12 protein-coding genes are annotated in these 13,817 nt (G+C 67.0%); 4 read left to right on the top strand and 8 right to left on the bottom strand.

Features of this window, described 5'->3' with window-relative positions; genetic code table 11:
- Window positions 1-3: 3 nt before the first annotated feature.
- Entirely contained in the window at window positions 4-1,458 is a 1,455-nt protein-coding gene (locus AB5L97_RS10285) for an MFS transporter (protein ID WP_369044643.1), read from the top strand.
- Here AB5L97_RS10285 and AB5L97_RS10290 read toward each other — a convergent pair.
- From AB5L97_RS10290 to nrdH, 7 genes are all read right to left on the bottom strand, one after another.
- Entirely contained in the window at window positions 1,455-2,606 is a 1,152-nt protein-coding gene (locus AB5L97_RS10290; RefSeq protein WP_369044644.1) for an FUSC family protein, read from the bottom strand. The two genes, AB5L97_RS10285 and AB5L97_RS10290, sit on opposite strands and share 4 nt — an antisense overlap.
- A gap of 113 nt (window positions 2,607-2,719) precedes the next feature.
- Window positions 2,720-3,670 carry a hypothetical protein gene (locus AB5L97_RS10295; protein ID WP_369044645.1) on the bottom strand — a complete coding sequence of 317 codons (951 nt, stop codon included), beginning with the start codon at window positions 3,668-3,670 and terminating at the stop codon, window positions 2,720-2,722.
- 263 nt (window positions 3,671-3,933) lie between these two features.
- Window positions 3,934-4,908, bottom strand: coding sequence for a class 1b ribonucleoside-diphosphate reductase subunit beta (nrdF, locus tag AB5L97_RS10300; protein WP_307958390.1), 975 nt, complete (start codon window positions 4,906-4,908; stop codon window positions 3,934-3,936).
- Window positions 4,901-5,677 (bottom strand): NUMOD3 domain-containing DNA-binding protein, encoded by a 777-nt coding sequence (locus AB5L97_RS10305; protein ID WP_369044646.1) that lies wholly within the window; start codon window positions 5,675-5,677, stop codon window positions 4,901-4,903. Before AB5L97_RS10305 ends, nrdF begins: the two co-directional genes overlap by 8 nt.
- Window positions 5,678-5,714: 37 nt before the next feature.
- Window positions 5,715-7,835: a class 1b ribonucleoside-diphosphate reductase subunit alpha gene (gene nrdE / locus AB5L97_RS10310; protein ID WP_369047409.1), complete on the bottom strand. Its 2,121-nt coding sequence runs from the start codon at window positions 7,833-7,835 to the stop codon at window positions 5,715-5,717.
- Window positions 7,836-7,858: 23 nt separating this feature from the next.
- Complete coding sequence (nrdI, locus tag AB5L97_RS10315) at window positions 7,859-8,344, bottom strand: class Ib ribonucleoside-diphosphate reductase assembly flavoprotein NrdI (RefSeq protein ID WP_307958392.1); 486 nt, start codon at window positions 8,342-8,344, stop codon at window positions 7,859-7,861.
- Window positions 8,345-8,391: 47 nt separating this feature from the next.
- Entirely contained in the window at window positions 8,392-8,640 is a 249-nt protein-coding gene (nrdH, locus tag AB5L97_RS10320; protein WP_307958393.1) for a glutaredoxin-like protein NrdH, read from the bottom strand.
- A gap of 357 nt (window positions 8,641-8,997) precedes the next feature.
- Here nrdH and AB5L97_RS10325 point away from each other — a divergent pair, with 357 nt between their 5' ends.
- The 3 genes from AB5L97_RS10325 to AB5L97_RS10335 are packed head-to-tail and all read left to right on the top strand — an operon-like array spanning window position 8,998 to window position 11,321.
- On the top strand, window positions 8,998-9,894 hold the full coding sequence (locus AB5L97_RS10325; RefSeq protein ID WP_369044647.1) for a LysR family transcriptional regulator: 897 nt from the start codon (window positions 8,998-9,000) through the stop codon (window positions 9,892-9,894).
- A gap of 60 nt (window positions 9,895-9,954) precedes the next feature.
- Complete coding sequence (locus tag AB5L97_RS10330; RefSeq protein ID WP_369044648.1) at window positions 9,955-10,764, top strand: DUF72 domain-containing protein; 810 nt, start codon at window positions 9,955-9,957, stop codon at window positions 10,762-10,764.
- A gap of 53 nt (window positions 10,765-10,817) precedes the next feature.
- On the top strand, window positions 10,818-11,321 hold the full coding sequence (locus tag AB5L97_RS10335) for a DUF2004 domain-containing protein (RefSeq protein WP_369044649.1): 504 nt from the start codon (window positions 10,818-10,820) through the stop codon (window positions 11,319-11,321).
- 80 nt (window positions 11,322-11,401) lie between these two features.
- On the opposite strand, the gene metE is transcribed toward AB5L97_RS10335, so the two are convergent.
- A complete protein-coding gene (gene metE, locus AB5L97_RS10340; protein ID WP_369044650.1) occupies window positions 11,402-13,804 on the bottom strand; it encodes a 5-methyltetrahydropteroyltriglutamate--homocysteine S-methyltransferase in 2,403 nt (800 codons plus the stop codon).
- Window positions 13,805-13,817 lie beyond the last annotated feature (13 nt).

Genomic DNA, 13,817 nt, shown 5'->3' on the forward strand with positions numbered 1-13,817 from the left:
CGCATGACCATCACGCGCGCGGATGTCGGCTTCCGGTCCGAGCGGGGGCCCATCCTCGTGGCCCTCATGCTCACTACGGGGCTCGTGGCCATCGATTCGACGATCGTCGCGACGGCGGTCCCCTCGATCGTGAACGACGTCGGCGGGTTCTCCTCGTTCCCCTGGCTGTTCTCGGCCTACATGCTCGCCCAAGCCGTCTCGGTGCCGGTCTACGCGAAGCTCGCGGACATGCTCGGGCGCAAGCCGATCGTCCTCATCGGCATCGCCCTGTTCCTCGTCGGCTCGGTCCTCTGCGGTCTGGCCGGCTCCATGGGCGCACTCATCGCGTTCCGGGTGATCCAGGGCCTCGGCGCAGGCGCCGTCCAGCCCATGGCCATCACGATTGCGGGGGACATCTACACCGTCGCCGAACGTGCCAGAGTGCAGGGGTACCTCGCGAGCGTGTGGGCGGTGTCCTCCGTGGTAGGGCCGACGCTCGGCGGAGTCTTTGCCTCCCTCGGGATCTGGCGCGGCATCTTCCTCGTGAACATCCCGCTGTGCGTGCTGGCCGGATGGATGCTGGCCCGCACATTCCACGAGACCGTGGAGCGCGCGCGGCACCGGATCGACTTCCTCGGCTCGGGCCTTCTCACACTGTCCATGACCCTGGTCATCCTCGGCGCCCTCGAGGGCGGTCAGGCCTGGGCCTGGATCTCGCCGCTGGGCATCGGCTGCTTCGTCCTCGGCCCGGCGCTGTTCGGGGCGTTCCTCATTGCAGAGCGGCGTGCCGCCGAGCCGGTCCTGCCCCTGTGGGTCGTCTCGCGGCGCCTCTTGCTGACGACGACGCTCGCCTCCTTCGGCGTCGGGGCCATGATCCTGGGGCTCACCTCGTACGTTCCAACGTTCCTCGAGAGCGCACTCTCGGTCTCCCCCGTGGTCGCCGGCCTGGCCCTCGCGGCTCTGACGCTCGGGTGGCCGATCAGCGCCGCCCAGTCCGGTCGGCTGTACCTCTGGATAGGATTCCGGACAACGGCTCTCATCGGGATCGCGGTGGCGGTGGCAGGCACCGCTGTTCTAGCGGCCACGGCCCACACACCGAACGTCGTGGCCGTCGCGGCAAGCTGCTTCACCATCGGCTTGGGCCTGGGCCTCACCGCTTCGCCTACGCTCATCGCCGCGCAGTCGAGCGTCGAATGGAATGAGCGCGGCGTCGTGACGGGGACGAATCTCTTCTCGCGCTCGATCGGCAGCGCCCTGGGCGTCGCCGTGTTCGGGGCCATCGCCAACGGCATCTACGCCTCCTCCCCCGCCGGCGAGGCGAAGGGCGAAACGATCGTGCCGGCGTCGGCGGCGGTCTTCCTCACCGTGGTCGTCGTGGCCGTACTCGTGGGTTTTGCCGTGTTCGCCATGCCCCGCGACGGGCGCCGCGTCTCCGACGCCGCTGAGACGGCGTCCCGATCCACGCGACCGGGCGCCTAGCGAACCGGCCTCCTGTCCGGGTGCTCCCCCTCCTCCCTGCTGCGGACAACGCGGATGATCCGGGCCAGTGACAGGGAGACCGCGGCAGCCACGCTGACAGACGCCCCGTGGGCCGTTGCCGCCTCGTAGTAGGTCCGGCTGACGGCATCGATCGTGCCTTCGGCTCGGGCTAGGACGTCCGGCAGGGAATCGGACTCACCCCACGCGCGCAGCACATCAGCGGTGGCGGAGAGAGCGTCCCCGAGCCGCGGCATCACGTCCACTGGGATCGCGGACGACTCGTCCTCCCCACCGATCACGCCGGATAGGAGGTCCGTGATGTCCTGGACCTGGAAGGTCGAACGCTCGACGGCGCGCAGATCCGCGAGGTCCGCCGCGAGATCCCGGCGGCGGCGCCAGCGTCGCGGATTCACCCTGGCGCTCTCCTCGGCGGCTTCGACCACGCGTCGGACCCGAGAAGCGGTCTCCGCGAGGAGTTCCTCGCGACTGGCCCAGTCCTGATGGTTCTGTGGCGATGACTCGTTCAGCGCGAGCGCCATCTCATCGAGCTGATCGCCAAGCGTGTGGCGGAGCCTTCTGAAGGCAGGAGTGATGGCGCTGTAGCGCAGGGGCGGGAAGACCAGCCAGTTCACCGCGAACCCGATCGCGACCCCCACACCCATCTGCCCGAGGTAGGCGAGCGAGAAGTCCTCGCGGCGGCCGCCGCCGGCAACGAGGACGAACAGTGCAGCGAGAGGAACCCAATCCCGCGCCGTGCCCATCCGGGGAAGACCCCCGACCAGCACGCCGAAGCCGATCACCACTGCTATGGCGAGCGCGCTCGTCTCGGTGAAGCTTGCCACGACCATCGCGACCCCGATGCCGAGGGCCAGACCTAGGAGGCTCTGGAGGCCTTTACGCAGGGAGTCCGCCACCGTCGGGTACATGCTCACGAGAGCGCCGAGGGGCGCGTAGTACGGATACTGCGAGATGGGTTCCGGCATCAGCTGCGCGGCGAACCATGCGAGCCCCGCGGCGAGGGCGGTCTTTGCGGCCAGCATGAGCCGCTCTATCGAGACGGCCTCGCGCAGTCCTGAGCGGACGGCGGAGAGGGACGGGCCCAGAAACGCGCGCGCACTGGACCCGTCCCGCGGGGAGCTGGCGGCCATGAGCCAAGCCTTGCATCCCCCGCGCGGTAGGTCGAGTCCGTCCCCTCGTCGCTCACTGCACCACCTGTCTCCGAGGCGGTGGCTGTCCCCTTGAGCTGGACCTCCTCAACAGCTCAGGACAGGCGGCCGAGGCGCTCGCGCCCCCGGGCCACCGCACGGCGTCCCTGCTCTGCCAGACGCGATGCGAGCCTGCGCGCGCGCTCCGCGGCCCCAGCCTCGCGTTCGGCGGACGCCGCCTCCACCTCGAGCTCGGCGGCCCGGTTCCGGAGGCTCTCGAGCTCCGCCGCAAGTCGGTCCCGCCGCTCAGCGGCCTCGGTTGCCTCACGCTCCGCGTCGGCGAGCTCTGCATCGGCGTCGTCGAGGCTCCGCTCAGCCTCCGCGAGCTCTGCCTCTGCCGCCTGACGTTCGTGCCGCCTCGCCTCGTCCCGCACTGCGAGCTTGTCCACACCCGTATCGTCCGCGTGGGCCTTGCTCTCGGAGCCCGGGCGCCGAGCTCGCGTAGGCACCACGATCGACGCCGACCCGTCGCCCTCCGCGGCTGCGGGCTGCTCTGGCCACGCGCCCGGCACTGCAAGGGCACCCGTGAGGTCCACTGGCTCGAGGCCATTGCTCGTGAAGGTCCGCACGAGCAGCCCGCTCCGAAGGGCCTCCGACGCCCGTGGATCCGTCATGGCCGCGCGCAGCGTCTGCTCCATCTCGGAGGCCGCGGGCTCACTGATCTTCACCCCAAGGTCCGAGGCGAGGGCACGGCCATCCCTCACGACGGCGCTCAGGAGCCTCGAGCGCTGCCGGCTCAGCTCACGCATCCGCGCGGGGTCGAGATCCTCTTGGGCGTCGCGCAGCTTGGCGCCGAGGTCTAGGACCTGGGAGATTTCATCAACGCGGCGCCTGGCGAGCATGTTGAGCGCCCAGGTGGCCGCGGATGGCTTGGGAAGGCGGGCAATCTGCTTCGCCAGAAGGGCCTGATCCTTGGCCCGTGCCTGCTTGGCCCGCTGATTGCGGGCCGCGGTGAACGCTCCGGGCGGGAGCGCGTACAACTCGGCGGCCACATCATCGAGCTCCATGGCACGCATCATAGGTCCCTTGGTGCGCGGCGACGACACACAGACGAACGATGCCATCATGGCCGTCACCGCGACCGCCGCGCTCCTGCTCATCGTGGTTCACCTGGCATGGGCTCGTCCCTGTTCTCTGGGACGGTCGGCGCCAATCTGAGCTGACGCGGGGACGCAACCGGCCAGCACGGAAGGAGGACGACGACGGGGGCCTGCCGCCGTCGTCCTCATCCTCTTGGGTGATCAGCGCTTTCTGCAGAAGCAGAAACGAATCAGAAGTCCCAGTCCTCGTCTTCCGTGTTCACGGCCTTGCCGATCACGTAGCTCGAACCGGACCCGGAGAAGAAGTCGTGGTTCTCGTCCGCGTTCGGGCTCAGCGCCGAGAGGATCGCCGGGTTCACGTCCGTGACCGACGAGGGGAACATGGCCTCGTAACCGAGGTTCATGAGGGCCTTGTTGGCGTTGTAGTGCAGGAACTTCTTGACGTCCTCGGACAGTCCCACCGAGTCGTACAGGTCGTGCGTGTACTGGACCTCGTTCTCGTACAGCTCGAAGAGCAGCTCGAACGTGTAGTCCTTGATCTCCTGGCGCTTCTCCTCGGAGACCTTCTCGAGGCCCTTCTGGAACTTGTAGCCAATGTAGTAGCCGTGCACGGCCTCGTCGCGGATGATGAGGCGGATGAGGTCGGCGGTGTTCGTCAGCTTGGCCCGCGAGGACCAGTACATGGGCAGGTAGAAGCCCGAGTAGAACAGAAAGCTCTCAAGCAGGGTCGAGGCGACCTTGCGCTTGAGCGGCTCGTCGCCACGGTAGTAGTCCATGACGATGTGCGCCTTGCGCTGGAGGTTCTCGTTCTCGACGCTCCAGCGGAACGCGTCGTCGATCTCCTTGGTCGAGCACAGCGTCGAGAAGATCGACGAGTAGCTCTTCGCGTGAACAGACTCCATGAAGGCGATGTTCGTGTAGACGGCCTCCTCGTGGGGGGTGATGGCATCCGGGATCAGCGACACGGCGCCCACCGTCCCCTGGATCGTGTCCAGGAGCGTCAGACCCGTGAACACGCGCATCGTGAGCTGCTGCTCCTGCGGGGTCAGGGTCGCCCAAGACTGCACGTCATTGGAGAGCGGCACCTTCTCGGGCAGCCAGAAGTTATTCACGAGGCGGTTCCAGACCTCGACGTCCTTCTCGTCCTGGATGCGGTTCCAGTTGATCGCCTGGACGTGATCGAGGAGCTTGAGCTTGTCACTCATGGTGGCTGTCTCTTTCTTCACTCATCGTGAGCTTGGCTGCATCCTCGATGCAGTATTGACAGGTGTCCTTGGTGACACCTTTGTTCGTGTGGTGGCGCGTGTGAGCGCTCCGGCGGCTCGACGGCATAGGGACGCCCTTGCGAACGGCGGACATCTTAGCCTTCGTCTCCGCGGAGGCCGTTCTGCCATAGTTTGGATTCCCTGCGCCCGTGCGCTGCTCGGACAATGCACGCCGGGATTCCTCCGGCATGACGTGCCCAAAGCTAGGGTGCTCCAACCCGAACTTCCCAAAGTTCGGATTTGTCTGCCCGGCATTCTGGCCTCTGCGTTCCCTAGACCACTTCTTCTTCTGCTCAGCGGAATGACTCTTGCCATAGAAGGGCGCTGCTTCTCCAAGGCGGCTAAGCCCCTTGCGACCGGTCGACCGGATTCGAGCGGCCTCGCGCATCTCGTCCGTCCAGACCACTCCGGTTGGCCCGAGCCCGCCTTCGGAGAGATTGAGGAGCCGATCGCCTTCGAGTCTGAGATAGGCAATCCAATCGATCTCGGCGGTCCCCAATGCGTCGAGACCTTCAATCCAATCCAGTTCGTCAACCGCCAATTCCGACGCATTCTGCTTTCGCAACCAATCGTAGAAAGGGGTCTTTCGTCCTTCCGAAGCGACCTTGACATGCTGACGTAGACGGACGCGGGCGGTCTTGGTGGTGAGTCCTACATATCGGTACTCGAACTCGTGGCGAAGCCGTATCCCACCCGTCGCCGTCGTCATCTCCTACCCTTTCATCCGAAGAATCGATAGTTGAGTCTCACAACGCACAGCTGACGCAACCCTCCACCTCAGTCCCCTCAAGGGCGAGCTGGCGGAGGCGGATGTAGTAGAGCGTCTTGATGCCCTTGCGCCACGCGTAGATCTGGGCCTTATTGATGTCCCGCGTCGTCGCAGTGTCCTTGAAGAACAGTGTGAGCGAGAGGCCCTGGTCCACGTGCTGCGTGGCGGCCGCGTACGTGTCGATGATCTTCTCGTAGCCGATCTCGTACGCGTCCTGGTAGTAGTCGAGGTTCTCGTTCGTCAGGTACGGCGCCGGGTAGTAGACGCGCCCGATCTTGCCTTCCTTGCGGATCTCGATCTTGGCCGCGACCGGGTGGATGGAGGAGGTCGAGTTGTTGATGTAGCTGATCGAGCCCGTCGGGGGGACCGCCTGGAGGTTCTGGTTGTAGATGCCGTGCTCCATGACCGAGAGCTTGAGCTCTCGCCAGTCGTCCTGGGTTGGAACCTCGACCTTGGCGAACAGCTCGCGGACCTTCTCGGTCTGCGGGGCCCACTCCTGCTCGGTGTACTTGTCGAAGAACTCGCCCGAGGCGTACTTCGAGTTCTCGAAGCCGCCGAACGCCTGCCCGTTCTCCATTGCGAGCCGATTCGAGGCCCGCAGTGCGTGGAAAAGCACCGTGTAGAAGTAGATGTTCGTGAAGTCCAGACCCTCCTCGGAGCCGTAGTGGACCCGCTCGCGGGCGAGGTACCCGTGGAGGTTCATCTGGCCGAGGCCGATCGCGTGGGACTTCGCATTCCCCTCGGCGACGGAAGGCACGGACTCGATGTAGCTCATGTCGGACACGGCCGAGAGCGCGCGGATCGCGGTCTCGATGGAGAGCCCGAAGTCCTCGGAGTCCATGGTCCTCGCGATGTTCATCGAGCCCAGGTTGCAGGAGATGTCCTTGCCAACGCTCGCGTAGGAGAGGTCCTCGTTGTACACGCTCGGCGTGGAGACCTGCAGGATCTCCGAGCACAGGTTGCTCATGGTGACCTTGCCGGCCACCGGGTTGGCCCGATTCACCGTGTCCTCGAACATGATGTAGGGGTAGCCCGACTCGAACTGGATCTCCGCGAGGGTCTGGAAGAACTCGCGGGCGCTGATCTTCGTCTTCTTGATCCGCGCGTCGTCGACCATCTCGTAGTACTTCTCGGTCACCGAGACATCGGAGAACGGCTTGCCGTACACGCGCTCGACGTCGTACGGCGAGAAGAGGTACATGTCCTCGTTCTTCTTCGCGAGCTCGAACGTGATGTCCGGGATGACGACGCCGAGCGAGAGCGTCTTGATGCGGATCTTCTCGTCAGCGTTCTCGCGCTTCGTGTCGAGGAAGCGGTAGATGTCCGGGTGGTGTGCGTGCAGGTACACGGCGCCGGCCCCCTGGCGCGCCCCGAGCTGGTTCGCATACGAGAAGGAGTCCTCGAGGAGCTTCATGACGGGGATGACGCCCGAGGACTGGTTCTCGATCTGCTTGATCGGCGCGCCGTGCTCGCGGATGTTCGTCAGCGAGAGGGCGACGCCGCCGCCGCGCTTGGAGAGCTGGAGCGCCGAGTTGATGCCGCGCGCGATCGACTCCATGTTGTCCTCGATGCGCAGGAGGAAGCACGAGACGAGCTCGCCGCGCTGCTTCTTCCCGGCGTTGAGGAACGTGGGTGTGGCCGGCTGGAAGCGGCCCGAGATGATCTCGTCCACGAGCTGGGTCGCGAGCTGCTCGTCACCCCGGGCAAGGTGGAGCGCAACCATGCACACTCGGTCCTCGTAGCGCTCGAGGTAGCGCTTGCCGTCGAACGTCTTGAGCGTGTAGGACGTGTAGAACTTGAACGCGCCGAGGAACGTCTCGAAGCGGAACTTCTTCTTGTACGCCCGGCCGAACAGGTCGCGGACGAAGTTCATCGTGTACTGGTCAAGCGTCTCGCGCTCGTAGTAGTCCTTCTTGATCAGGTACTCGAGCTTCTCGTCCAGATCGTGGAAGAACACCGTGTTGGTGTTGACGTGGTCGAGGAAGTACTGGCGCGCCGCGTAGCGGTCCGCCTCGAACTGGATCTTCCCGTCGTCGCCATACAGGTTCAGCATGGCATTGAGCTCGTGGTAGCCGAGGCCCTTGTACTTCGCGGGCAGCTCCTTCGGATCTGCCGTCGCTGCTACTGCAGGGGAAGCGAGAGTCGTGTCCAAAATGCGTCCAATCCTTCGGTGACCCGGGCCACGTCTTCGGGCGTGCCCATGAGTTCGAATCGGTAGAGGTGGGGAACGTGGCACTTAACGGCGACGATGTCGCCTGCAGCGCAGTAGTTGTCCCCGAAGTTCGTGTTGCCCGCGCTGATGACGCCCCGGATGAGGCCCCGGTTCTGCGGGTCGTTGAGGAATCTGATGACTTGTTTGGGCACGGACCCCGCTCCGCCAGTCCCGCCGTATGTCGGGACGACCAGCACGAACGGCTCCGTTGCCCGGAGTGGCGCGTCGTGTAAGTGGAGCGGGATCTGCTCTGCCTCGAGACCGAGCTTGCCCACAAAACGGCGGGTGTTGCCCGAGACAGACGAGAAGTAGATGAGTCGCGCCGACGTCAGGCGTGGCGCGGGATCCGAGCCCTGCGCCCCGACGTCACTCGCGGCGATGACCTGGGAGGCCATTTGAGCGCACCCCCTTGTGGGAAAAGCTGAGTGGTGGGGCAGGCGGCTCAGGCCACCGACGCGGCGGATGCGCTTTGAGCGATCGCCGCGATCTTGTCCGGCCGGAAGCCAGACCAGTGGTCGCGGTCCGTGACGACGACGGGCGCCTGCAGGTAGCCCATGGCCTTGAGCCGCTCAAGGGCCTCCGGATCCTGCGTGACATCGACCTTCCTGTAGTCGATGCCCTTCTTGTCCAGGGCACGGTAGGTCGCGTTGCACTGCACACACGCGGGCTTCGTGTAGACCGTGACGTTCATGATTCCCAACCCCATCCTTCAAAAGCTTCCCCGGCCGGGGCGTTCGCCGCTGCCGCACCGACAGCCGCCCCTCGGGTCTCGAGCATCTCGGTGCCCTCGATACTACATGTAGTGCATGCCCCAGCCGCGGACCCCAAGATGTTGTCTTACAAGTATGTCATTACTGAGGCTCTCAGTCCACAGACTCCACACACTTAATGCACCGCCGCGACCCCCGTATTCCTGCGGATCGGGCGCGTTTGTCCACAGCCTGTGGACCTCCGTGCCCACAGTCAGCGAAACTTTGCGTGTCGTTCATCTCACGGCGTGTCGCGGCGTGTCGTAGTCTGGGCGGGCCCGGCCCAGGAAGGAGCCCGTGTGGTCAATCCCGTCCACCTGACAACCCTCATCGAGGTGGTCCGGCTCGGCTCGTTCGCCGCGGCCGCCGCCCATCTCGGGTACACGCCGTCGGCCGTCTCCCAGCAGATGTCCGCCCTCGAGCGCGATACCGGCGTCGAGCTGTTCCGTCGGACGGCGCGCAGCATTGAGCCCACCGACGCTGCGCTCGTCATGGTCCGCCACGCGGCCAAGGTCCTCACAGACATCGACGCGCTCAAGGCCGCGACGGCGCGCGCTGCCGAGGCGGCCGGGAGGCAACTGCGGCTCGGCATCTTCCCGAGCCTCGCGACCCACGTACTCCCACGTGTGCTCAGGAGCGAGGGCTGGCGGCGCCTCGGGCTGGACCTGCACGTCTCGGTCGCAGAGCCGGGCGACACGGTCCGGCGCCTCGCCGAGGGCGGGGACCTCGACATCGTCCTCGTCTACCAGGTGGGCCAGAGCGGTCTCGCCTGGCCGCACACGGCCGAGCGGCTGTGGGTGGGCGATGATCCCTTCCACGTGGTCCTTCCCGAGTCGTGGGGCATCGCAGACGGCGCACAGGTCACCGCGGACCAGCTCGGCGGCATGCCATGGATCGTGCACCATCCCGGTACCGGCGACGCGACGGTGATCGACAGACTCTTCGCCAGCGTAGGGCTCGCCCCGCGCGTCGTGGCCTACAGCGACGACTTCAATGCGAGCCTCGGCCTCGCCTCGGCCGGGCTGGGCGCGGCGCTCGTCCCCGGGCTCGCGCTGCGGTCGAGGCCCCCCGGCGTCGTGGTCGTCGATGTTCCCGAGATCCGGCTTGCGCGGAACATCTTCGCCCTGCGGCCTCGGGGTGCCCTCGACACGCCGACGCGGCTGTTCCTCGACCTCGTGGCCGAGGCGCTCAGGTAGCCACGGACGGCGCACAGCAAGGGATGCTGCCACTTGGCACAGGAGGCTAGCCTTGCGGATATGGCCCGCGCGTTCATCGGAGTGTCCGGCTGGCGCTACAAGCACTGGCGCGGCGACTTCTACCCGCCCGGGCTCCGGCAGGCCGACGAGCTCGCCTACCTCGCCCGGCACATGACCTCTGCAGAGGTCAACGGATCCTTCTACTCACTTCAGCGCCCCTCCACCTACCAGGCATGGCGGACCGCCGTCCCGGACGGATTCGTCTTCGCCCTCAAGGGCAGCAGGTTCGTCACCCACATGAAGCGCCTGCGGGACGTCGAAACGGCCCTCGCGAACTACTTCGCCTCGGGCGTCCTTGCACTCGATGACGCGCTCGGCCCTATCCTCTGGCAGCTTCCGGCCCGCATGGCGTTCGACGGCGGCCTGCTGGCCCCATTCCTGCGCCTCCTCCCCCATTCGACCCGCGCAGCCGCCGAGCTCGCTGCGCGGCACGACTCCAAGGTCGCCGAGGCCCTCACCGCATCGAGGTCCGATCGCGTGATCCTTCACGCTCTCGAACCACGGCACGAGAGCTTCGGCGCGCCAGAGGCCCTCGAGCTGTTTGAGCGCGAAAGTGTCGGCATAGCCCTCTCGGATGGGGCGGGCAGCTGGCCGGAAGTCGATGCCGACACGGCGGCCTTCCGCTATGCGAGGCTGCACGGGGAAACGGCACTGTACCGCGGCGGCTACTCGGACCGGTCCCTGGACGCGTGGGCGGACCGGGTCCAAGGATGGCTCGCGGCCGGGCGGGACGCGTACGTCTATTTCGACAACGACGTGGACGGGCGTGCGCCGCACGACGCCGTCGCGCTCCTGGGCCGGCTGCACTGACCACCGGCAACGGATGCTGGCCTGCCACGCGGGGTGCGGGCTATCGTTCTGTCATGGAGACGGCAATCAGCCAGCATTTCGGTGAAATAGCCCTCGCGCCAGCGTCGAGCCGAGCCGTGACCGGCCGCTTCACGCTGGACGGTGCGCCGGTGGAGCTCGATCTGAACATCACCGATCAGGACCACCTCGACGAGGCGGCGCTGCACAAGGTGGACTACCGGCTCCGGTTCCTCCCCGAGCTCGTCGATTCTGCCCGCGAGCTGATCGCGCAGGAACTCGACGACGTAGAGAGCCCAGCGGGCCAGTACCGCCGGTTCCACTGCCAGAACCTGCACGACGGCGAGGCAAAGGAGGTCTTCGGGGTCGATAGCCCCGAAGAGATCACCACGGAGGTGTTCCTCCGCGCGCTCCGGCTCGCGCATGTCGGCATCTTCCCAGGCCAGCCGGAGCGGTACTTCGTGCTCGACTTCACGCTCGGCGAGGGCTTCACGGACGAGGTGCTCATCGCGGCGGCAGATTCCGACGGCGTCGTCGACGACGAGGTCGTCTGGGACTGACGCCACCCGCCAACGACACCGCGACGCCGGCCCCGGATGAACGGGGCCGGCGTCGCGGTGTCGGCGGTGCCGTCCGGTCGTCAGACCACCGTCAGCCCAACGCGGGCCGCCTTGGTGGCCTCGACGAGGTTGCGCAGCGAGGCCTCGGTCTCCTCGTAGCCACGCGTCTTGAGGCCGCAGTCGGGGTTGACCCAGATCTGGCGGGCGGGAACGTGCTCGACGGCGGTCGCGAGCAGCTCCTCGATCTCGCCCTGGCCGGGGACGCGCGGCGAGTGGATGTCGTAGACACCCGGGCCGACACCGCGACCGAAGCCGTGGGACTCAAGGTCGTTGACGACCTCCATGCGGGAGCGGGCGGCCTCGATGGACGTCACATCAGCGTCAAGCCCGTCGATCGCATCGATGATGACGCCGAACTCCGAGTAGCACAGGTGCGTGTGGACCTGCGTCGCGTCGGCGGCCCCGGCGGTCGCGAGCCGGAAGGACTTGACGGACCAGTCGAGGTAGGCAGCCTGATCGGCCCGGCGCAGCGGCAGCAGCTCCCGGAGGGCGGGCTCATCGACCTGGATGATCTTGATCCCGGCGGCCTCGAGGTCGGCGATCTCGTCGCGCAGCGCGAGCGCCACCTGGTTGGCGGTCTCGGCCAGCGGCTGGTCGTCGCGGACGAACGACCACGCGAGGATCGTGACCGGGCCGGTGAGCATGCCCTTGACCGGCTTCTCGGTCAGCGACTGCGCGTACGCAGCCCACGGAACCGTGATCGCCGAGCAGCTGGACGCGTCGCCCCAGAGGATGGACGGGCCAGCCTGCCGCGACACGTCGCCCCACAGGATGGACGGGCGCGTGCAGCGCGATCCGTAGGACTGGACCCATCCGTGCACCGTCACATCGAAGCCGTCGAGGTGCTCGGCGAAGTACTGGACCATGTCATTGCGCTCGGGCTCGCCGTGGACGAGCACATCGAACCCTAGCTCCTCCTGGAGCTCGATGACGCGCTTGATCTCGTCCTTCATGAGCTGCTCGTACTCGGCCGCGTCGATAGCTCCCCGGTTCAGTCGCGCACGGGCCCCGCGGACCTCGGCGGTCTGCGGGAACGAGCCGATCGTCGTCGTAGGCAGCGGCGGGAGGTCCAGAACTGCACCCTGCGCCTGGGTGCGGACGGCGTAGTCGGAACGGGAGAAGTCGGCATCGGTGAGAGCCGAGGTGCGCTCACGCACCTCGGGGCGACGGACGCCGGGGGCCTGGGCGCGCGTCGCGATGACGCGGGTGGCCTCCTCGATCGCATCCTTGGCCGAGGCCGGGTCGGCGAGGTGGTCAGCGAGGGTCGCAACCTCGCGGACCTTCTGGTCGGCGAACGCGAGCCAGCTGCGCAGCTCCGCATCGAGCTGGACTTCCTCATCCACGTCATGGGGAACGTGGAACGTCGAGGTGGAGGTCGAGACGGCGAGGGCGAAGCCGTGGCGCTCCCCAGCGGCTCGCAGCGAGTCGAGCTTCGCCGCGGACGCCGCGAGGTCGTTCCGCCAGATGTTGTGCCCATCCACGACACCGGCCACGACCGTCTTGCCTGCAAACTGCGCAGCCCAGGCAGAGAGCTCAGCATCGGACGGCAGCGCACCCTTGAACAGGTCGAGCGCCACGGCCTCGACCCCGCTCGCGGCGACCGCCGCCGTCTGCTCGCCCAGCCCGCCGTACGGCGCGGAGAGGAGGATTGCGGGCCGCTGCGCACCGACCGCGCCCGCAGTGAGCGCCGCGTAGGCGCGACCGACGGCGGCGCTGAGCTCGGATGCGGGCGTCGCCAGATCAGCAACGAGGGCAGGCTCGTCGAGCTGGACCCACTCGGCGCCGGCGGCGGCAAGCTTCTCCAGCAGCTGGGTGTAGACGGGGAGGATGTCGTCGAGGCGGCTCAGGGGCGAGAAGCCCTCGGGCGCACCGTCGGAGGCCTTGGCGAGAGCCAGGAACGTCACGGGTCCCACGAGGTACGGGCGGGTCACGGTGCCGTGGGCCTTGGCGAGGGCAAACTCCTCGACCACGCGCTCGGACGAGAGCGAGAACTCCGTCTCCGGGCCGATCTCGGGCACGAGGTAGTGGTAGTTGGTGTCGAACCACTTGGTCATCTCGAGCGGCTGCTGCTCGGCGTTGCCGCGGGCGAGCGTGAAGTAGGCGTCGACGCCCAGGCGACCGTCGGCGTCGTGCAGCGTGCCGAAGCGGCTCGGGACGGCGCCCACGGCTACGAGCGTGTCGAGGACCTGGTCATAGAGCGAGAAGGTGCCCGGGATCGCCGACGGTCCGGTCAGCCCGAGCTCGGCGAGGCGACCGACCGTGGCGAGCTGGATGGCCTCCGCGGCCCCCTGGAGCTCGGCCTGGCTGATCTTGCCGGACCAGTAGGCCTCGACAGCCTTCTTGAGCTCGCGGCGGCGGCCGATACGCGGGTAGCCGAGCACCGTTGCGGACGGGAAGAGGGCAGAGGCGTGCTGTGCAGTCATGGTGTTGTCCTTG

The organism is Sinomonas sp. P10A9 (assembly GCF_041022165.1).
GTDB classification, from domain to species: domain Bacteria; phylum Actinomycetota; class Actinomycetes; order Actinomycetales; family Micrococcaceae; genus Sinomonas; species Sinomonas puerhi.